This is a genomic window from Bacillus sp. SKDU12, from assembly GCF_010093085.1.
GTDB classification, from domain to species: Bacteria; Bacillota; Bacilli; order Bacillales; family Bacillaceae; genus Bacillus; species Bacillus mexicanus.
On the sequence record NZ_MSRC01000003.1, the window covers coordinates 303,903 to 324,745 of the forward strand.

The 20,843-nt window shown below is 45.4% G+C and carries 18 protein-coding genes, 1 riboswitch and 1 other annotated feature (1 of these 20 only partly in view); all 18 genes read left to right on the forward strand.

The annotated features are described in order from the left end of the window. Positions 1 to 181, forward strand: a binding site (T-box leader) (it extends 46 nt beyond the left edge of the window). Positions 182 to 233: 52 nt separating this feature from the next. The 18 genes from ileS to cysC all read left to right on the forward strand — a co-directional run bounded on the left by ileS (position 234) and on the right by cysC (position 20,841). Next, positions 234 to 2,999 carry an isoleucine--tRNA ligase gene (ileS, locus tag BTW01_RS02830; protein WP_162101519.1) on the forward strand — a complete coding sequence of 922 codons (2,766 nt, stop codon included), beginning with the start codon at positions 234 to 236 and terminating at the stop codon, positions 2,997 to 2,999. 142 nt (positions 3,000 to 3,141) lie between these two features. Beyond that, complete coding sequence (locus tag BTW01_RS02835; RefSeq protein ID WP_162101520.1) at positions 3,142 to 3,516, forward strand: TraR/DksA family transcriptional regulator; 375 nt, start codon at positions 3,142 to 3,144, stop codon at positions 3,514 to 3,516. Between the two features lie 102 nt (positions 3,517 to 3,618). Beyond that, positions 3,619 to 4,098, forward strand: a complete 480-nt coding sequence (gene lspA, locus BTW01_RS02840) for a signal peptidase II (protein ID WP_162101521.1) — start codon at positions 3,619 to 3,621, stop codon at positions 4,096 to 4,098. Beyond that, positions 4,085 to 4,996 carry an RluA family pseudouridine synthase gene (locus BTW01_RS02845; protein WP_162101522.1) on the forward strand — a complete coding sequence of 304 codons (912 nt, stop codon included), beginning with the start codon at positions 4,085 to 4,087 and terminating at the stop codon, positions 4,994 to 4,996. The genes lspA and BTW01_RS02845 overlap by 14 nt, the downstream gene beginning before the upstream one ends. A gap of 183 nt (positions 4,997 to 5,179) precedes the next feature. Beyond that, entirely contained in the window at positions 5,180 to 5,725 is a 546-nt protein-coding gene (pyrR, locus tag BTW01_RS02850; protein ID WP_162101523.1) for a bifunctional pyrimidine operon transcriptional regulator/uracil phosphoribosyltransferase, read from the forward strand. A 174-nt stretch (positions 5,726 to 5,899) separates the two neighbouring features. Next, entirely contained in the window at positions 5,900 to 7,207 is a 1,308-nt protein-coding gene (gene pyrP / locus BTW01_RS02855) for a uracil permease PyrP (RefSeq protein WP_162101524.1), read from the forward strand. A gap of 144 nt (positions 7,208 to 7,351) precedes the next feature. Continuing rightward, positions 7,352 to 8,266 (forward strand): aspartate carbamoyltransferase catalytic subunit, encoded by a 915-nt coding sequence (locus tag BTW01_RS02860; RefSeq protein ID WP_162101525.1) that lies wholly within the window; start codon positions 7,352 to 7,354, stop codon positions 8,264 to 8,266. Continuing rightward, the gene (locus BTW01_RS02865; RefSeq protein ID WP_162101526.1) at positions 8,250 to 9,536 is read left to right on the forward strand and encodes a dihydroorotase; all 1,287 of its coding nucleotides are present in this window, start codon (positions 8,250 to 8,252) and stop codon (positions 9,534 to 9,536) included. The genes BTW01_RS02860 and BTW01_RS02865 overlap by 17 nt, the downstream gene beginning before the upstream one ends. Beyond that, positions 9,533 to 10,627, forward strand: a complete 1,095-nt coding sequence (locus BTW01_RS02870; RefSeq protein ID WP_162101527.1) for a carbamoyl phosphate synthase small subunit — start codon at positions 9,533 to 9,535, stop codon at positions 10,625 to 10,627. The genes BTW01_RS02865 and BTW01_RS02870 overlap by 4 nt, the downstream gene beginning before the upstream one ends. Then, entirely contained in the window at positions 10,612 to 13,827 is a 3,216-nt protein-coding gene (gene carB, locus BTW01_RS02875; RefSeq protein ID WP_162101528.1) for a carbamoyl-phosphate synthase (glutamine-hydrolyzing) large subunit, read from the forward strand. The genes BTW01_RS02870 and carB overlap by 16 nt, the downstream gene beginning before the upstream one ends. Beyond that, positions 13,824 to 14,594, forward strand: coding sequence for a dihydroorotate oxidase B electron transfer subunit (pyrK, locus tag BTW01_RS02880; RefSeq protein WP_162101529.1), 771 nt, complete (start codon positions 13,824 to 13,826; stop codon positions 14,592 to 14,594). The genes carB and pyrK overlap by 4 nt, the downstream gene beginning before the upstream one ends. Then, positions 14,594 to 15,529 carry a dihydroorotate dehydrogenase gene (locus BTW01_RS02885; protein ID WP_162101530.1) on the forward strand — a complete coding sequence of 312 codons (936 nt, stop codon included), beginning with the start codon at positions 14,594 to 14,596 and terminating at the stop codon, positions 15,527 to 15,529. Before pyrK ends, BTW01_RS02885 begins: the two co-directional genes overlap by 1 nt. Then, positions 15,498 to 16,217 (forward strand): orotidine-5'-phosphate decarboxylase, encoded by a 720-nt coding sequence (gene pyrF, locus BTW01_RS02890; protein WP_162101531.1) that lies wholly within the window; start codon positions 15,498 to 15,500, stop codon positions 16,215 to 16,217. Before BTW01_RS02885 ends, pyrF begins: the two co-directional genes overlap by 32 nt. Beyond that, positions 16,214 to 16,846, forward strand: coding sequence for an orotate phosphoribosyltransferase (gene pyrE / locus BTW01_RS02895; RefSeq protein ID WP_419724059.1), 633 nt, complete (start codon positions 16,214 to 16,216; stop codon positions 16,844 to 16,846). The genes pyrF and pyrE overlap by 4 nt, the downstream gene beginning before the upstream one ends. A gap of 145 nt (positions 16,847 to 16,991) precedes the next feature. After that, positions 16,992 to 17,097: riboswitch (SAM riboswitch) on the forward strand. 163 nt (positions 17,098 to 17,260) lie between these two features. Then, complete coding sequence (locus BTW01_RS02900; protein WP_162101533.1) at positions 17,261 to 17,962, forward strand: phosphoadenylyl-sulfate reductase; 702 nt, start codon at positions 17,261 to 17,263, stop codon at positions 17,960 to 17,962. An 11-nt stretch (positions 17,963 to 17,973) separates the two neighbouring features. Then, positions 17,974 to 19,038, forward strand: a complete 1,065-nt coding sequence (cysP, locus tag BTW01_RS02905) for a sulfate permease (protein ID WP_162101534.1) — start codon at positions 17,974 to 17,976, stop codon at positions 19,036 to 19,038. Positions 19,039 to 19,086: 48 nt separating this feature from the next. Next, complete coding sequence (gene sat, locus BTW01_RS02910; protein WP_162101535.1) at positions 19,087 to 20,235, forward strand: sulfate adenylyltransferase; 1,149 nt, start codon at positions 19,087 to 19,089, stop codon at positions 20,233 to 20,235. A gap of 12 nt (positions 20,236 to 20,247) precedes the next feature. Next, on the forward strand, positions 20,248 to 20,841 hold the full coding sequence (gene cysC, locus BTW01_RS02915; protein ID WP_162101536.1) for an adenylyl-sulfate kinase: 594 nt from the start codon (positions 20,248 to 20,250) through the stop codon (positions 20,839 to 20,841). Positions 20,842 to 20,843 lie beyond the last annotated feature (2 nt).

Sequence of the window (20,843 nt, forward strand, 5' to 3'; positions counted from 1 at the left end):
AGCGACCCGGAGATGGTGAGAGTCCGGGATGGCCGGAATCATGTAGATCAGCCCTTAAGTTTCCTTTCTGAACTCACAGTAGGTTAGGACGTTCATCACGTTACGATGCTCGAGTGGAAAAAGCGTATGTTAGCTTTTTCTAAAAGGGTGGTACCGCGAGATAAGCTTTCTCGTCCCTTATGGGATGAGAGGGCTTTTTTTATTTTCTGAAAAAATGCAGTGGAGGAATGAAAATGGATTTTAAAGATACGCTCTTAATGCCGAAAACGGATTTCCCGATGCGTGGAAATTTGCCCAACCGTGAGCCTGACATTCAAAAGAAATGGGAGGAAGAGGATATCTATCGTCTTGTACAGGAACGGACGAAAGACCGCCCGAAATTTGTTTTGCATGACGGACCTCCGTATGCAAACGGCGATATCCATATGGGCCATGCACTTAACAAGATACTGAAGGACTTTATTGTCCGCTACAAATCAATGAGCGGCTACAATGCACCGTATGTACCGGGCTGGGATACACACGGATTGCCAATTGAAACAGCTCTTACAAAAAACAAAAAAGTAAACCGCAAAGAAATGTCAGTAGCGGAATTTCGCAAGCTGTGTGAAGAGTACGCTTGGAAACAAATCGAAGGACAGCGTGAGCAGTTTAAACGTCTTGGTGTCCGCGGTGATTGGGAAAATCCGTATGTGACATTAAAACCGGAATACGAAGCGCAGCAAATTCGCGTATTTGGTGAAATGGCAAAACGAGGCTACATTTACAAAGGCCTTAAACCAGTTAACTGGTCACCTTCAAGTGAGTCAGCTTTGGCCGAAGCAGAGATTGAATATCAAGATAAACGTTCAGCATCTATTTATGTTGCTTTCAATGTAAAAGACGGAAAAGGCGTACTTGAAAACGGCGAGCGTATTATTATCTGGACAACAACGCCTTGGACAATTCCGGCGAACCTCGGGATTTCAGTTCATCCTGATTTTGAGTACAGCGTGGTGGCAACAGGTGAAGACCGCTTTGTCGTAGCCAGTGATTTAGTCGAAAGTGTAGCCTCTGCATGCGGATTTGATCAATATGAAGTGACGAGAACGATCAAAGGGAAACACCTTGAGAACATTATCGCAGAACACCCGCTGTATGGCAGAGACTCTCTCGTTATGCTTGGCGAACACGTCACAACTGATGCCGGAACAGGCTGTGTTCATACAGCGCCGGGACACGGGGAAGATGACTTCATCATCGGCCAGAAATATGGCTTAGATGTGTTATGCCCAGTTGATGCAAAAGGTGTCATGACAAGTGAAGCTCCAGGCTTTGAAGGCATGTTTTATGATGATGCGAACAAAGTAATCACACAGCAGCTTGATGAAAAAGGCGCGCTTGTAAAACTTGAATTCATTACTCACTCTTACCCGCACGATTGGAGAACAAAAAAACCAACCATTTTCAGAGCGACAGCACAATGGTTTGCGTCAATTAAAGACTTCAGATCAGACCTGCTGGATGCCATTAAAGAAACAAAATGGGTTCCTGAATGGGGCGAGCAGCGTTTGCACAATATGGTTCGTGACCGCGGAGACTGGTGTATTTCCAGACAGCGTGCATGGGGCGTGCCGATTCCGGTATTTTATGCTGAGAACGGAGAGCCGATTATTACAGATGAAACCATTGAACACGTTTCTGAATTGTTTAGACAGCACGGATCAAACATTTGGTTTGAAAAAGAAGCGAAAGATCTTCTTCCGGAAGGATTTACACATCCTGGAAGTCCGAACGGCACATTTACGAAAGAACAGGACATCATGGATGTTTGGTTTGATTCAGGATCTTCTCATCAAGCGGTGCTTGAAGAGCGTGATGATCTCGTTCGCCCAGCTGATTTATATCTAGAAGGATCTGACCAATATCGCGGCTGGTTTAATTCATCTCTTTCTACATCAGTGGCTGTAACAGGGAAAGCGCCATATAAAGGTGTACTCAGCCATGGATTCGCACTGGATGGAGAAGGACGCAAGATGAGTAAATCAATCGGTAACGTTGTTGTTCCGGCTAAAGTTATGAAACAGCTTGGTGCTGACATCTTGAGATTATGGGTATCCTCAGTTGATTATCAGGCAGATGTTCGCGTGTCTGACGCTATTTTAAAACAGGTGGCTGAAGTATACCGTAAAATCCGCAATACGTTCCGATTCCTTCATGGCAACCTATTCGATTTTGATCCAAAAACGAATGCGGTAGCTGTCGAAGATCTTCGTGAAGTGGATCAATACATGTTGATTAAACTGAACAAATTGATTGATAAAGTGAAAAAAGCGTATGATGAGTACGAATTTGCGGTTGTGTATCACAGCATCCATAATTTCTGTACAATCGAATTGAGCTCATTCTATCTTGATTTCGCAAAAGATGTTGTTTACATCGAGCATGCGGATCATCCGGACAGACGCAGCATGCAGACAGTCTTTTATGAAACGCTTCTTGCGTTAGTGAAGCTTACGGCGCCTATTCTTTCTCATACGGCTGATGAATTATGGTCTCATTTAACATTCGTTGAAGAGCAAAGCGTTCAGCTTACAGATATGCCGGAAACAATCACGGTTCCAAACAGCGAAGCGACAGAAGATAAATTTGACCGCTTTATGGTTTTCCGTAATGATGTGCTAAAAGCGTTGGAAACTGCGCGGAATGAAAAAATTATCGGGAAATCAATGGAAGCCAGCCTGAAACTGTATCCAAACAAAGAAAACCAAGAGCTATTAGCTTCCATTAAAGAAAATCTTTCTCAGCTGTTTATTGTTTCTGAACTCGCAATCAATGAAGAAAATGAAGCGCCGGACGATGCGCAAAGCTTTGCGACAGGCAAAATCGCTGTCGAGAAAGCAGAAGGCGAAATGTGTGAGAGATCCCGTGTGATTTCAAAAGATGTCGGTGCAAATCCGAAATATCCTACACTTTCACTGCGAAACGCTGAAATCGTTGAAAAATATTATCAAAAATAACATAGAAGAGCCCGGCGAATGCCGGGCTTTTTTGTGCCAAGAGTGACATCGTTTAGAACGGCAGGAAAAATCTTATGGGCTTTAGATCATCATTCACAGGCAACACTATAGGTACTACGTTAAGAGCAGGAGTTGTGATGGAATGAATGATCAACTGACCGCAATTTATACGGAACTTCTTCTTACGAAAGAAGAATTACAGTCGAGATTATTTGAGTATTCTTGCTTTCAGGCTTCAACAAGCCCGCAAGCAGCAATCAATCATAAACAAAAAGCAACTCTGATCTATCACATTAAAGAAGAGCTTCAAGACGTTCTCCTCGCATTGTCCAAAATCGAAAACGGCACATTTGGATACTGCGAAGAAACAGGAGCTTCCATTCCGATTTCGAAGCTTGCAGTGCTGCCGACTGCCCGCACTGCAGACGATTTTCTTTACTCTGTCCAATTTGAAAAAAAAACGCTTCCACTGTGGAAATCATCGGATATCGAATATGGTCAGGCGCTGTATGAATAACAGCGTTTGGCCGGTTAATATGCCTGATATTTCTTTACTCCAGTGCTTTTTATTGATAAAATGCATAATGGACTAAAGTAACCGTAAACGGGAGGAACGTTTGTGCTGTATTATGTAATCGCACTTCTTATTATTGCAGCCGATCAATTGACAAAATGGCTTGTCGTTAAAAACATGGAGCTGGGACAAAGCATCCCGATCATTGATCAGGTATTCTATATCACCTCTCATCGCAATACGGGTGCTGCATGGGGGATATTAGCCGGTCAGATGTGGTTTTTCTACCTCATTACTACTGCGGTTATGATTGGCATTGTTTATTACATACAACGTTACACAAAAGGACAAAGGCTTCTTGGCGTTGCCCTCGGACTAATGCTTGGCGGTGCCATCGGCAACTTCATAGATCGGGCTGTCAGACAGGAAGTTGTAGATTTTATCCACGTCATCATTGTTGATTACAATTACCCGATTTTTAACATCGCGGACTCTTCACTATGCGTCGGCGTCATGCTTTTATTTATACAAATGCTGTTGGACAGCGGGAAAAAGAAAAAGGAGCAAGAGCATGAATCAAATTGATATAACCGCTACAGAAGAACAAAAAAGTGAGCGGATTGATAAATTTCTGGCATCGACTGAAAATGATTGGTCAAGAACCCAGGTGCAGCAATGGGTGAAAGACGGGCACGTTATCGTGAACGGAAACCCTGTAAAAGCGAATTATAAAATTCAGGCGGGTGATCAGGTGACTGTCACTATACCTGAGCCTGAAGCGCTCGACGTACTGGCAGAACCTATGGATCTGGATGTTTACTATGAAGATCAGGATGTGCTGGTCGTCAATAAACCTCGCGGAATGGTCGTACATCCGGCTCCCGGTCATCTCACGGGCACACTTGTAAACGGCCTTATGGCTCATTGTACGGACCTGTCCGGCATTAATGGCGTGATGCGTCCAGGGATCGTTCACAGAATCGATAAGGATACGTCCGGTTTATTGATGGTGGCGAAAAACGATATGGCACATGAGTCACTAGTAAACCAATTGGTCAATAAAACAGTCACGCGGAAATATACGGCGGTTGTCCATGGACTTATTTCTCATGATGATGGCACAATTGACGCGCCGATCGGACGGGATAAAAAAGACCGTCAAAGCATGACTGTGACGCGTGATGGAAAAAATGCTGTCACCCATTTTCATGTGCTGGAGCGTTTTCAGGATTTTTCGTTGGTGGAATGCCAGCTTGAAACAGGAAGGACGCACCAAATTCGTGTTCATATGAAATATATCGGATTCCCATTAGCAGGCGATCCAAAATACGGTCCGAGAAAAACAATCGATTTTAACGGTCAGGCTCTTCACGCCGGAATTTTAGGTTTCGATCATCCCCGCACTGGCGAATATATCGAATTTGAAGCGCCGCTTCCGGAGGATATGGCAGAATTAATCGAAAACCTTAGAAGAAATGGTTGACAGACTATTTCTTTTCTGAAATAATAAACGCAGCTGAATAGATTCTTTAAAACAGTCCAGAGAGGCTGAGAAGGATAACGGATAGACTGGGATGCGTGTATATGCGCGCACCTTGTCCCAAAACCCCTCTATGCTCTGGCAGGAGGGGTTTTTTCTTCTATATAAATAGTGAGGTGTCACACATTGAATCAAAAAGCTGTCATTCTCGACGAACAGGCAATCAGACGGGCGCTGACCAGAATTGCTCACGAAATGATCGAACGCAACAAAGGAATGAATAACTGCATCCTTGTCGGCATCAAGACGAGAGGGATTTACTTGGCAAAGCGTCTTGCGGAACGAATCGAACAGATTGAAGGGAACCCTGTCACAGTCGGTGAGATTGATATTACTCTTTACAGAGACGATCTTACTAAAAAAACGAGCAACGAAGAGCCTCTTGTGAAAGGCGCGGATATTCCGGTAAACATCACAGACCAAAAAGTCATTCTCGTTGACGATGTCCTGTATACAGGCAGAACGGTCAGAGCAGGTATGGATGCGCTTGTTGATGTGGGCAGACCTTCCTCCATTCAGCTGGCTGTGCTAGTTGACAGAGGGCATCGGGAGCTTCCGATTCGAGCGGATTATATCGGAAAAAACATCCCGACATCAAAGGCTGAAAAGGTTATGGTTCAGCTTGATGAAGTAGACCGAAACGATCTCGTCGCTATTTACGAAAATGAATAATAGATCACCTTTTTAAGGGCAATCCAGAGAGGTTGCAAAGAGGTGCACTACAAAGTCCCGAAAGTATTCGGCAGGTCTTTGTATGCCTCTTTGCGTAAAAATGAGCAAAGAGGTTTTTTTATACAGTCATTGAGTCATCCTAAAATGAACGTCAACGATCAGGGGGAAATCAACATGAGTAAGAAAAAAGTGAATTTAGGAATCAGGGATGTCCCGACACCTTTCTCTTGGGTTACATTCAGCTTGCAGCATTTGTTTGCGATGTTTGGTTCAACGATTTTAGTTCCGAAGCTGGTCGGAATGAGTCCTGCGGTAGCCCTGGTGACAAGCGGCATCGGAACACTTGCTTATCTTCTTATTACAAAAGGGCAAATTCCGGCGTATCTCGGTTCATCGTTTGCCTTTATTTCTCCAATCATACTGGTAAAAGCGACCGGCGGTCCGGGCGCGGCAATGGTCGGAGCGTTTCTGGCAGGATTAGTGTATGGACTGATTGCCTTATTGATCAGACAGCTTGGAACAGGATGGCTGATGAAAATTCTTCCGCCTGTAGTCGTAGGACCTGTCATTATCGTCATCGGGCTGGGGCTTGCGAGCACCGCGGTAAACATGGCGATGTATGCTGATCCGAATGCGAGTGAATTGGTCTACAGCTTAAAGCATTTCAGTGTCGCAGGCGTTACGCTGGCGATCACGATTATTTGCGCGATTTTCTTACGAGGGTTTCTGAGCTTGATTCCGGTTTTGATCGGAATCATCGGCGGATACTTGTTTGCCCTTACTCAAGGGATTGTCAATTTCCAGCCAGTGCTTGACGCAAAATGGTTTGCAGTGCCTGAGTTTATCATCCCGTTCAAAGACTATTCACCGGCAGTAACACTCGGCATTGCAGCGGCTATGGTTCCTGTCGCGTTTGTGACGATGTCGGAGCATATCGGCCACCAAATGGTGCTGAGCAAAGTTGTTGGACAAGATTTCATTAAAAAACCGGGACTGCATCGCTCCATTATGGGTGACAGCGTAGCGACAATCCTTGCTTCCTTGATCGGCGGTCCTCCGACAACAACTTACGGAGAAAACATTGGCGTACTGGCCATCACAAGAGTATTCAGCGTTTTTGTTATCGGCGGCGCGGCAGTGATTGCACTTTGCTTTGGTTTTATCGGCAAAATTTCAGCGCTGATCAGCTCAGTGCCGTCAGCGGTTATGGGAGGCGTTTCCTTCCTCCTGTTTGGAATCATCGCTTCGAGCGGTCTGAGAATGCTGATTGATAACAAAATTGATTATGAAAACAACAGAAACCTTATTATCACATCGGTGATCCTAGTGATCGGTGTAGGAGGCGCTTTTATTCAAGTGTCTCAAGGAGGATTCCAAGTGTCAGGCATGGCGCTTGCGGCAATCGTAGGTGTCATCTTAAACCTGATTCTTCCGCAAGCGAAGGAAGAGCAGGCAGACACTTCTGAACAACATCATATCTAAAACCTTTTAATGAAAGTCCAGAGAGGCTTGGAAGGGTTATGAAGAGAAGGAAGCTTTGATGCTGCCCTCTATTAACCACACCCCGAGTCTATCTAAGACCGGGGTTTTTTTCAGCCTAAAAGTTGAAATGAGAGGGGAAAAAATATGAAGCATTTAACGACGATGAGCGAACTCAGTATTGAGGAAATCAAAGATTTGCTTCAAACAGCACAAAACCTCAAAAACGGAAAAACAAATAATCAGCTTTCAGGAACATTTGCAGCAAATCTGTTTTTTGAACCAAGTACGAGAACGCGATTCAGCTTTGAAGTCGCGGAAAAAAAGCTCGGTATGAATGTGTTGAATCTGGATGGAACAAGCACAAGTGTGCAAAAAGGCGAAACCTTATATGACACGATCCGAACGCTCGAATCAATCGGTGTGGATGTGTGTGTGATCAGGCACAATGAGGATGAGTACTATAAAGAGCTTGTCAGCCAGATAAACATTCCCATTTTGAATGCGGGAGATGGATGCGGCCAGCACCCGACACAATCCTTGCTTGATTTAATGACAATTTATGAAGAGTTCCATACCTTCAACGGGCTTACCGTCTCCATTCACGGCGATATCAAGCACAGCAGAGTGGCTAGATCAAACGCGGAAGTCCTGACTAGACTAGGAGCCCACGTCTTGTTTTCCGGTCCTGCGGAATGGCAGGATGAAGAAAATCCATTCGGCACATATGTTTCGATAGATGAAGCAATTGCGTCTTCCGATGTCGTCATGCTGTTGCGCATTCAAAATGAAAGGCATCAGTCCGCTGTCAGTCAGGACGGTTATTTAAATCAATACGGCTTGACCATAGAACGGGCTGAGCGTCTGAAACAGCATGCGATTATTATGCACCCGGCTCCGGTAAACAGAGGAGTGGAGATTGATGACAGCTTAGTAGAAAGTAAAAAATCAAGAATCTTCAAACAAATGAAAAATGGTGTATTTATCAGAATGGCAGTGATACAGCGTGCCTTACAAACCAAAGTGAAAAGAGGAGAAGCAGCGTATGTCATATCTCATTAAAAACGGCTGGATACTTAACGAAAACGGTGAAAGAACAGAAGCGGACCTTCGAGTGACAGGAGAAATCATCTCAGAAATCGGCAAGCTTGACGCAGCTGAGGGAGAAACGGTCATTGATGCAAAAGGATTGCTCGTTTCACCTGGGTTTGTTGATCTCCACGTCCACTTCAGAGAGCCGGGCGGAGAGAAAAAAGAAACCATTGAAACCGGCGCAAAAGCAGCAGCGCGCGGCGGTTACACAACAGTAGCAGCAATGCCGAATACGCGGCCGGTTCCTGATACGAAGGAGCAGATGGAATGGGTGCAAAACCGTATTAACGAAACAGCATGCGTCAGAGTGCTTCCATATGCATCCATTACGATCAGACAAATCGGTGATGAGATGACAAACTTTGAAGCTTTAAAAGAAGCCGGGGCTTTTGCCTTTACAGATGACGGCGTCGGTATACAGACAGCAGGAATGATGTATGAAGCGATGAAACGGGCTGCAGCAATTGATAAAGCGGTTGTTGCGCATTGCGAAGACAACTCCTTAATTTACGGAGGAAGCGTTCATGAAGGGGTGTTCTCCAAAAAGAACGGACTCGACGGCATTCCTTCTGTGTGTGAATCGGTTCATATTGCCCGCGATGTGTTACTGGCTGAGGCGGCAAACTGCCATTACCACGTTTGCCATATCAGTACGAAAGAATCTGTCAGAGTCGTACGTGATGCGAAAAAAGCAGGAATCAGAGTGACAGCAGAAGTGACGCCACACCATTTGCTGCTTTGTGAGGAAGACATTCCGGGACTGGACACAAATTATAAAATGAATCCCCCTCTTCGCAGTGCGGAAGACAGAGCAGCTTTAATCAAAGGCCTTTTAGACGGAACAATTGATTTTATCGCAACAGATCATGCACCACATACAGAAGAAGAGAAAAATACAGAAATGAAGCTGGCGCCCTTCGGAATTGTCGGCTTAGAAACAGCATTTCCGCTCCTATACACACATTTTGTCAAAAATGGCAGCTGGTCGTTAAAGCAGCTGATTGATTATATGACAATTAAACCATGTGAAGCGTTCGCTCTCCCATACGGAACAATAAAACCGGGGCAAGCTGCTGACATTACATTAATTGATTTAGAAAAAGAAGCAGTTATAAACAAAGAGACATTTTTATCAAAAGGAAAAAATACACCTTTCAACGGCATCAGCTGCACCGGCTGGCCGGTCGCTACAATGGCAGCGGGGAAACTTGCTTATGAAGAAGGGAGACTTATCAAATGAAAAGACGATTAGTACTGGAAAACGGAGCGGTATTCGAGGGAGAAGCCTTCGGAAGCTTAGAGCACAGCATGGGAGAAGTCGTTTTTAACACTGGAATGACAGGCTATCAGGAAATTTTGTCTGATCCTTCTTACTGCGGGCAGATCGTCACATTAACGTATCCACTTATCGGAAATTACGGCATCAACCGTGATGATTTTGAATCCATTACACCTTTTGTAAAAGGGCTGATCGTCAAAGAATTATGTGAACTTCCTTCCAATTGGCGTTCAGCATACACATTAGACGAGTATTTAAAAATGAAAAATATTCCGGGACTGCAGGGAATAGACACGAGAAAGCTGACAAGAATGATCCGCACGGCGGGCGCGCTAAAAGGAACGTTTGCTTCACCTGATGAAGAGGTTGAAGCAGTACTGAAAAGATTGAACGAAACGGAACTGCCGAGAAATCAAGTCTCCCAAGTATCTGCCAAAACAGCATATCCGAGTCCGGGAAGAGGCAAACGCATTGTCTTGGTCGATTTTGGCATGAAGCACGGGATTTTAAGAGAGCTGAACAAACGGAAATGTGACGTTATCGTTGTGCCTTACAACGTTACAGCGGAAGAGGTGCTTCAGCTGAAACCAGACGGCATTATGCTTTCTAACGGACCTGGAGACCCGAAAGATGTGCCTGAAGCGATTGAAATGATTAAAGGTGTTCTCGGAAAAGTGCCATTATTCGGAATATGTCTCGGCCATCAGTTATTCGCGCTGGCGTGCGGAGCGAATACTGAAAAAATGAAATTCGGCCACAGGGGCTCAAACCACCCGGTAAAAGAGCTGGCTACCGGAAAAGTCGCGTTAACATCTCAAAATCACGGCTATACAGTGTCCTCCATCAGCGAAACAGAACTGGAAGTGACGCATATCGCAATTAACGACGATACGATTGAAGGGCTGAAGCATAAAACACTTCCGGCATTTACGGTTCAATATCATCCCGAAGCTTCACCTGGCCCTGAGGATGCCAACCATCTATTTGACAGATTCATCGACATGATTGACACAACAGAGAAAGAAGGGGAAGCGGTATGCCAAAACGCGTAGACATTAACAAAATTTTAGTAATCGGATCTGGGCCGATCATCATCGGCCAAGCTGCAGAATTTGACTATGCGGGAACACAAGCCTGTCTTGCTTTGAAAGAAGAAGGCTATGAAGTCATCCTTGTCAACTCAAACCCGGCCACGATCATGACAGATACAGAAATGGCTGACCGGGTTTACATCGAACCGCTCACACCGGAATTTCTAACACGAATCATCAGAAAAGAGCGCCCAGATGCCATTCTTCCTACTCTCGGAGGCCAAACCGGTTTGAATCTTGCGGTTGAGCTTTCTGAAAGAGGCGTGCTGGAAGAGTGCGGCGTCGAAGTGCTTGGCACGAAGCTGTCTGCGATTCAGCAGGCTGAAGACCGCGACTTGTTCAGAACATTAATGAACGAATTGAATGAACCAGTGCCTGAAAGTGAGATCATCCACTCTCTGGAGGAAGCAGAAAACTTCGTCAGTCAAATTGGATTCCCTGTCATTGTCCGCCCGGCATATACATTAGGCGGAACAGGCGGAGGCATCTGCTCGAATGAAGCCGAGCTGAAAGAAATTGTTGAGAACGGCTTAAAATTAAGCCCTGTTCACCAATGTCTGCTTGAAAAAAGCATTGCCGGCTATAAAGAAATCGAGTATGAAGTCATGAGAGACAGTCAGGATCACGCCATTGTCGTCTGTAATATGGAGAATATTGATCCAGTCGGAATCCACACTGGAGACAGTATTGTTGTCGCGCCGAGCCAAACGCTCAGCGACCGGGAATATCAGCTCTTAAGGAATGTGTCGTTAAAACTGATCCGCGCGCTTGGAATTGAAGGTGGATGTAACGTACAGCTCGCTTTAGATCCAGACAGCTTCCAATACTACATTATTGAAGTGAATCCGCGTGTCAGCCGTTCATCTGCCCTTGCTTCAAAAGCGACGGGATATCCGATTGCAAAGCTCGCCGCTAAAATCGCAGTCGGCCTTTCGTTAGATGAAATGATGAACCCTGTGACAGGAAAAACATATGCAGCATTTGAACCGGCTCTTGACTATGTCGTCTCCAAAATTCCGCGCTGGCCGTTTGATAAGTTTGAATCAGCAAACAGAAAGCTAGGCACGCAAATGAAAGCGACGGGAGAGGTCATGGCGATCGGCCGCACGCTTGAGGAGTCATTACTGAAGGCTGTGCGTTCACTGGAAGCGGATGTGTATCATCTTGAGCTGAAGGATGCCGCCGACATTTCCGATGAGCTGTTGGAAAAACGAATCAAAAAGGCCGGTGACGAACGCTTATTCTACTTAGCTGAGGCATATAGAAGAGGCTACACCGTAAAAGACCTTCATGAATTTTCCGCGATCGATGTCTTCTTCTTGCATAAGCTATTCGGAATCGTGCAGTTTGAAAAAGAACTGAAGGCAAAAGCGGGGGATCCGAACGTACTGAGACAGGCAAAAGAATTTGGATTCTCTGATAAGTACATCAGCCGTGAGTGGAAAATGAAAGAATCGGAGCTTTACAGCTTAAGAAAACAAGCGGGAATTACACCGGTATTCAAAATGGTAGATACATGCGCGGCCGAATTTGAATCAGAAACGCCATACTTCTACAGCACATACGAAGAAGAAAATGAGTCTGTCGTTACGGATAAGAAAAGTGTGATCGTGCTTGGCTCCGGTCCGATTCGAATCGGTCAGGGTGTTGAGTTCGACTATGCGACTGTTCACTCTGTGTGGGCAATTAAACAGGCAGGCTATGAAGCCATTATTGTCAATAACAATCCGGAAACCGTTTCAACTGATTTCAGTATCTCAGACAAGCTGTACTTTGAACCGCTCACAATTGAAGATGTCATGCACATCATTGACCTCGAACAGCCAATGGGCGTTGTCGTGCAATTCGGCGGGCAAACTGCCATTAATCTTGCGGACGAGCTTTCTGCACGCGGTGTAAACATCCTTGGGACTTCGTTAGAAGATATAGATCGTGCAGAAGACCGGGATAAATTTGAGCAAGCGCTTGGAGACCTTGGTGTGCCGCAGCCGCTTGGCAAAACAGCGACATCAGTGGATCAGGCGGTAAGGATCGCGGGTGATATCGGTTATCCGGTTCTGGTGCGCCCTTCCTATGTACTGGGCGGCCGGGCAATGGAGATTGTATATCAAGAAGAAGAACTGCTTCATTATATGACAAATGCAGTCAAAATCAATCCGCAGCACCCTGTGTTAATTGACAGGTATTTAACAGGGAAAGAAATTGAAGTGGACGCCATATCTGATGGTGAAACAGTTGTCATCCCGGGTATTATGGAGCACATTGAACGTGCCGGTGTTCACTCCGGAGACTCAATCGCTGTTTATCCGCCTCAATCTCTCACAGAGGACATTAAGAAAAAAATCGAACAATACACGATCGCACTTGCTAAAGGGCTGAACATTGTCGGTTTGCTCAATATTCAATTCGTCTTATCACAAGGCGAGGTGTACGTGCTCGAAGTAAATCCGAGATCAAGCAGAACTGTACCGTTCTTAAGCAAAATCACGGGTATCCCAATGGCAAATCTCGCAACAAAAGTCATTCTCGGACAAAAGCTGGCGGCGTTTGGCTATACAGAGGGCCTTCAGCCTGAACAGCAGGGTGTATTTGTAAAAGCGCCGGTCTTTTCCTTCGCCAAGCTGAGAAGAGTGGACATTACGTTAGGGCCTGAAATGAAATCAACTGGTGAGGTCATGGGGAAAGATTCCACTCTAGAAAAGGCGCTCTATAAAGCCCTGATTGCTTCAGGCATTCAAATCCCGAACTACGGTTCCGTGCTTTTAACAGTGGCTGATAAAGACAAAGAAGAAGGACTTGCCATTGCTAAGCGGTTCCATGCGATTGGCTATAACATTTTAGCGACGGAAGGAACGGCAGGGCGTTTAAAAGAAGCTTCCATTCCAGCTAAGGTCGTCGGGAAAATCGGACAGGACGGACCGAATCTGCTTGATGTGATCAGAAACGGAGAAGCACAGTTTGTCATCAATACGCTGACAAAAGGAAAACAGCCGGCAAGAGACGGCTTTCGAATCAGACGTGAATCGGTAGAAAACGGTGTTGCCTGTTTAACATCTTTAGATACGGCAGAAGCGATATTGAGAGTGCTGGAAAGCATGACATTCCGTGCTGACCAAATGCCGACAGTCAACACAAATCAGGAGGCGGCAGTCACTATATGAAAAAAGCGTATTTGACAGTATGTTCTAACCAGCAAATTGCAGACCGGGTGTATCAAATGGTTCTGAAAGGGGAGCTTGTCCAAGGGTTTACAACCCCGGGACAGTTCCTTCACCTTAAAGTGAGTGAAGCGGTTACGCCTCTTTTGAGAAGGCCGATCAGCATCGCGGATGTCAACTTTGAAAAAAATGAAGTCACCATCATTTACCGAGTAGATGGAGAAGGAACAAGGCTTTTATCGCTGAAGCACCAGGAAGAGCTTGTGGATGTCCTCGGACCTTTGGGGAATGGCTTTCCTGTTAATGAAATCCAATCCGGAAAGACGGCTTTGCTGGTAGGAGGCGGTGTTGGTGTGCCCCCTCTCCAAGAGCTGTCGAAACGCTTGAATGAAAAAGGGGTTAAGGTCATCCACGTTTTAGGATTCCAATCGGCAAAGGATGTTTTTTACGAAGAAGAATGCCGGCAGTATGGAGACGCGTATGTGGCGACAGCCGATGGGAGCTACGGGGAAACCGGGTTTGTCACCGATGTGATCAAACAGAAAAATCTGGCGTTTGACATTCTCCTCAGCTGCGGGCCGACACCGATGCTGAGGGCGTTAAAACAAGAATATGCCCATAAAGAAGTTTATCTGTCCATGGAGGAACGAATGGGCTGCGGAATCGGCGCATGCTTCGCGTGTGTGTGCCATACAAACGAAAGTGAGACATCGTACGTCAAAGTATGTCTCGACGGGCCTGTATTTAAAGCTCAGGAGGTGGTGCTGTAATGCTAGAGGTGAAATTGCCGGGACTTGATTTGAAAAATCCAATCATTCCAGCCTCAGGCTGCTTCGGTTTTGGAAAAGAGTTTGCGCGTTTTTATGATTTATCTTGTCTCGGAGCGATCATGATCAAAGCTACGACAAAAGAGCCTCGCTTTGGTAATCCGACACCGAGGGTAGCTGAGACTGGCGCTGGAATGATCAATGCGATCGGCCTCCAAAATCCCGGGCTGGAAAGTGTTTTGCAAAATGAGCTGCCATGGCTCGAGCGGTTTGATACGCCGATCATTGCCAATGTAGCAGGTTCTCAAGTCGAGGATTATGTCGAAGTCGCGGAGCATATCAGCAAAGCGCCTAATGTCCATGCGCTTGAATTGAACATTTCCTGTCCGAATGTGAAAACAGGCGGAATCGCTTTTGGCACAAACCCTGAAATGGCTGCTGATGTAACGAAAGCGGTTAAAGAGGTATCGGATGTGCCCGTTTATGTGAAGCTTTCCCCGAACGTGGCAAATATTACAGAAATTGCATCAGCGATTGAAGAGGCGGGAGCGGACGGTCTTACAATGATTAACACATTAATCGGCATGAGGCTCGATTTAAAATCAGGCAAGCCGATATTAGCGAATAAAACAGGTGGGCTTTCCGGCCCTGCCGTCAAGCCGGTTGCCATCCGTATGGTGCATGAAGTCAGCCAGGCGGTCAATATCCCGATTATCGGTATGGGAGGCGTACAGACGGCTGAAGACGCACTGGAGTTTCTTCTCGCGGGAGCAAGCGCAGTCGCTGTGGGAACAGCGAACTTTGTGAACCCTTTTGCATGCCCGGACATCATTGAACAGCTTCCAGCTGTTTTGCATCAATACGGTTATCAATCAATTGAAGAATGCATCGGAAGGAGCTGGAATCATGAAAAACAACCTGCCCATCATCGCGCTTGATTTTGCATCAGCCGAAGAAACACTTGCATTCTTAGCGCCTTTTCAGCAAGAACCGTTATTTGTAAAGGTGGGAATGGAGCTTTTTTATCAAGAAGGGCCATCTATCGTGAAACAGCTAAAAGAAAGAAATTGCGAGCTGTTTTTAGATTTAAAGCTTCATGATATCCCGACCACTGTAAATAAAGCGATGAAGCGTCTTGCCAGCCTCGGAGTGGATCTCGTCAATGTCCATGCGGCTGGGGGCAAAAAGATGATGCAAGCGGCTCTGGCGGGATTAGAAGAAGGTACACCGTCAGGAAAAAAACGCCCGTCTCTTATCGCGGTAACCCAGCTGACAAGCACATCTGAACAAATAATGAAAAATGAACTGCTGATCGAAAAGCCTCTGATCGACACGGTTGTGCACTATAGCAAACTGGCGGAAGAAAGCGGGCTTGATGGCGTGGTCTGCTCTGTTCATGAAGCAAAAGCCATTTACCAAGCGGTATCACCTTCATTTCTGACTGTCACACCGGGAATCAGAATGTCAGAGGACACGGCGAATGACCAAATTCGCGTAGCAACACCTGCCGCTGCAAGAGAAAAAGGTTCATCAGCGATTGTGGTAGGACGCTCAATTACAAAAGCGAAAGACCCGGTAAAAGCTTATGAAGCTGTCAGACTCGAATGGGAGGGAATCAAACAATGAAACAAACCATCGCAAAACATCTATTAGACATCCAAGCTGTATTTTTACGCCCAAACGAGCCATTTACGTGGGCAAGCGGTATTTTATCGCCAATCTACTGTGACAACCGTCTGACGCTATCATTCCCGGAGGTCAGAAATGATGTCGCCGCAGGCATCAGCCAGCTTGTCGAAGAGCATTTTCCTAAAGCTGAAATGATTGCGGGAACAGCAACAGCCGGTATTCCTCATGCAGCTCTAGCGGCTGATCGCTTACATTTGCCGATGTGTTATGTGAGAAGTAAACCGAAAGCGCACGGAAAAGGCAATCAAATTGAGGGGGCAGTTCAAAAAGGGCAAAAAACGGTCGTCATTGAAGATTTAATCTCCACAGGGGGAAGTGTACTTGAAGCTGCGGCAGCTTTACAAGCGGCTGGCTGTGAAGTGCTCGGTATCGTCTCCATCTTTACATACGGTCTCCCTAAAGCGCAGGAAGCCTTCACAAAAGCAGAACTGCCATACTACTCTTTGACGGATTATGATACGCTCACAGAGGTCGCGCTCGAAAACGGAAAGATTCAGTCAGACGATCTGAAAAAGCTGAAAACGTGGAAACGAAATCCCGAGTCAAAAGATTGGTTTAAAAAGTAAAAAATAAATTTTGATGATATGAAAAGGGTTCAAAACCTTGATGTGATTGAAAACAGGCCTATGGGTCTGTTTTTTTTATTAATCCTATCAAAAAAGTCGGGTTGACTTATGTTAGAATTGTGCTAAAATTTACTACAAATCTAAAAACTTATCAAGAGCGGCTGAGGGACTGGACCTATGAAGCCCGGCAACCTGCAATAGTTTGTAAGGTGCTACTTCCAGCAAAATGAATCCATTTTGAAAGATAAGGGCTGTATACTGTTCCTGTCTTTCTTTCCGCCGGATTGAAAGTTTTTTGTTTTAAGAGGAAGAAAGGCTGTCTGTCATAACAACAGCCGCACATCACATTACAAATGGGAAAAGACAACCGGCAGAAAGCTACTGTTTGTTTGTCTCCGAAAGGAGGAATGAGAAATGTTAACGTATGATAATTGGGAAGAACCAACGATTACATTTCCCGAAGACGATCCTTATAAAGGAGCGCTGTCAGTTTTAAAATGGGCATACGGCCATTATGGCAATGAGCTTGTTTATGCCTGCAGTTTCGGAATTGAGGGGATCGTTCTCATTGACTTAATTTATAAAGTGAAAAAAGACGCAGAGATTGTGTTTCTTGATACAGGGCTTCATTTTAAAGAAACCTATGAAACGATTGAGCGAGTGAAAGAGCGTTATCCGGGTCTTAATATCATTTTGAAAAAACCAGACCTTACCCTTGAGGAACAAGCCGAAGAACATGGGGACAAATTGTGGGAAAGAGAGCCGAATCAGTGCTGCTATCTTAGAAAGATCGTTCCTTTACGAGAGGCGCTTTCAGGACATCCAGCTTGGCTGTCTGGTCTGCGCCGCGATCAAGGACCGAGCCGCGCCAATACGAATTTCTTAAACAAAGATGAAAAATTCAAATCAGTAAAAGTATGCCCGCTCATCCATTGGACTTGGAAAGACATATGGAGATACACATCCCGGAATGAGCTGGACTACAATCCACTTCATGACCAAGGATATCCAAGTATTGGCTGTGCGCCTTGTACGGCGCCTGCTTTTACCGCAGAGGATTTACGTTCAGGCAGATGGAATGGTATGGCGAAAACAGAATGCGGACTGCATGAATAAGGAGCTGGAAAATGGAACTAGCCGCTATTTTATTTAGCTTGTTTTTCGCAATGAATATTGGTGCGAGCGGTGCAGCAGCTTCGATGGGAGTCGCTTATGGCTCTGGAGCCGTCAAAAGAAAAACCTACGCTTTAATCCTGTGTGCAGTCGGCGTACTGTCAGGGGCGGTCATTGGCGGAGGCGAGGTCGTCAAAACCATCAGCTCCGGGATTATCCCCGAACAGACGATTACACTGACGATTGTTTGCATCATTATTGGAGCCGCTGCGCTTTCGCTTTTTACGGCTAATCTTCTTGGCATTCCTTTATCGACAAGCGAAGTAACAGTCGGTGCTGTTGTCGGAGTGGGAGTGGCTTACAAAGTATTGTTTGTAAACAAAATTTTGGTCATTGTGTCGTTTTGGATTGTTGTCCCGCTGTTCGCCTTCGCTTTCACTTATTTCGTATCTAAGCTGTTTCGTTATTTTAAAATTGAAATTAAATCTTCTAAAAAGCAAAAAATCCTTGGCATTGTTTTGTTAGGTGCCGGATTTTTCGAAGCATTTTCTGCCGGCATGAACAATGTTGCAAATGCCGTTGGCCCATTAGTTGCGGCCGGTGTGCTTGATGTGGCGAAAGGAACCTTGTACGGGGGAATTTTTGTTGCTCTTGGCGCGCTGTTATTAGGCCGGCGGGTATTAGAGACAAACGGGAAGAAAATTACGAGATTCGCAAAAGGCGAAGGCATTCTCTTATCCGGTACAGGTGCCGGACTGGTGATCATCAGTTCTGTATTTGGGATGCCGGTGCCTTTAGCGCAAGTCACGTCATCATCAATTATCGGAATCGGCATGGCCAAAAACGGCCCGAACGTGTTTCATAAACAAGTCGTTCAAACGATGCTGAAGGTATGGATTGTATCTCCGTTTTTATCCTTATCGATTTCTTATCTTCTTGTATCTTTGTTTTTAAAAGGTGATTATTATTCAATCTTTATTATGGTAAGTGTGCTTTTAGCGGCAGGCGGTGCCATCAGCCTGACAAAGGCCATTCGCAAAGAGAGACGCACTGTCCACGAACAAGGCGGGGGAATCTGACCATTAATCTGAGTTAATCTATAAGTAAACTAGGAGGAAATTGATATTATGAGCTTAGCACCACACGGAGGAACATTAGTAAACAGAGTAGATGAATCATATGATGTGAGCGGTATTCAAAAAGAAATTGAACTTGATTTAATTTCTTTCGCAGATTTGGAATTAATGGGGATCGGCGCATACAGCCCGATCGAAGGCTTCTTTAATGAAAAAGATTACGTATCTGTTGTCGAAAACATGCGTCTTTCTTCAGGTGTTGTCTGGTCCCTTCCAATCACGCTTCCGGTCGATGCGGAGAAAGCAGCGGAACTGTCAATCGGCGAAACGGTTAAGTTAACATATGAAGGAGAAACATACGGGGTTATCCAAGTTGAAGATCTATACGTGCCTGATAAACAAAAAGAAGCGGTCAATGTATACAAAACGGATGAGCAAGAGCACCCGGGTGTTAAAAAGCTGTTCAGCCGCGGCAATACATATGTCGGCGGACCAATCACTTTGATTAAAAAAGCATCAAAGCAGTTTCCTGAGTTTACGTTTGAACCAGCCGAAACAAGACGCCAGTTTGCGGAAAAAGGCTGGGAAACCATTGTCGGTTTCCAAACAAGAAATCCTGTTCACAGAGCGCATGAATACATTCAAAAAACAGCTCTTGAAACAGTAGACGGCTTGTTCTTAAACCCGCTGGTAGGTGAAACGAAATCTGATGACATCCCGGCTGATGTACGGATGGAAAGCTACCAAGTCCTTCTTGATAATTATTATCCGAAAGACCGAGTGTTCCTCGGCGTCTTTTTAGCAGCGATGCGTTATGCAGGGCCGAGAGAAGCGATTTTTCACGCACTGGTTAGAAAGAACTACGGCTGCACGCATTTCATCGTCGGCCGCGATCATGCGGGTGTAGGTGATTATTACGGCACATACGAGGCGCAAGAGCTGTTCGATACATTTAAACCCGAAGAGCTGGGGATTACACCGCTGAAATTCGAGCATAGCTTCTTCTGTGAAAAATGCGGAAATATGGGGACGGCGAAAACGTGCCCTCACGGCAGAGAACATCACGTTATTTTATCAGGCACTAAGGTAAGAGGCATGCTGAGAGATGGTATTCTCCCGCCAGCAGAATTCAGCCGCGCGGAAGTGGTAGAAGTGTTAATCAGAGGAATGAAGAAAAAAGAAGAAGCAGGCGTATCTTAAGGAGGACTGGCAGTGACAAATCGCGATATTGTATGGCATGAAGCGTCTATTACAAAAGAAGAATACCAGCAAAAAAATAAGCATAAAAGCTCCATTCTCTGGCTGACAGGGTTAAGCGGCTCAGGCAAATCAACCATTGCCAATGCTGCTGCGAGAGAATTGTTTGAGCAGGGCTACCAAGTTATTGTGCTGGACGGGGATAATATCCGCCACGGCTTAAATAAGGATCTTGGTTTTTCTGATGAAGACCGTAAAGAAAACATCCGCCGCATCGGAGAGGTGGCAAAGCTTTTTGTTCAGCAGGGAACCATTGTAATTACTGCTTTTATCTCTCCTTTCCGGGAGGACAGAGAGCAGGTTCGCCAGCTTGTGGCAGCAGGCGAATTCAATGAGATATACATTAAATGCGACCTCGATATTTGTGAACAAAGAGATCCGAAAGGGCTCTACAAAAAAGCAAGAAACGGAGAAATTCCTTTCTTTACAGGAATTGATTCTCCTTATGAAGAACCAAAAGCACCGGAGCTCGTTCTTGATTCAGGACAGCAGGATCGTGAAGCATGCAAAAACCAGCTGATCGAGTTTGTTAAACAAAAATTGAGCTGAAT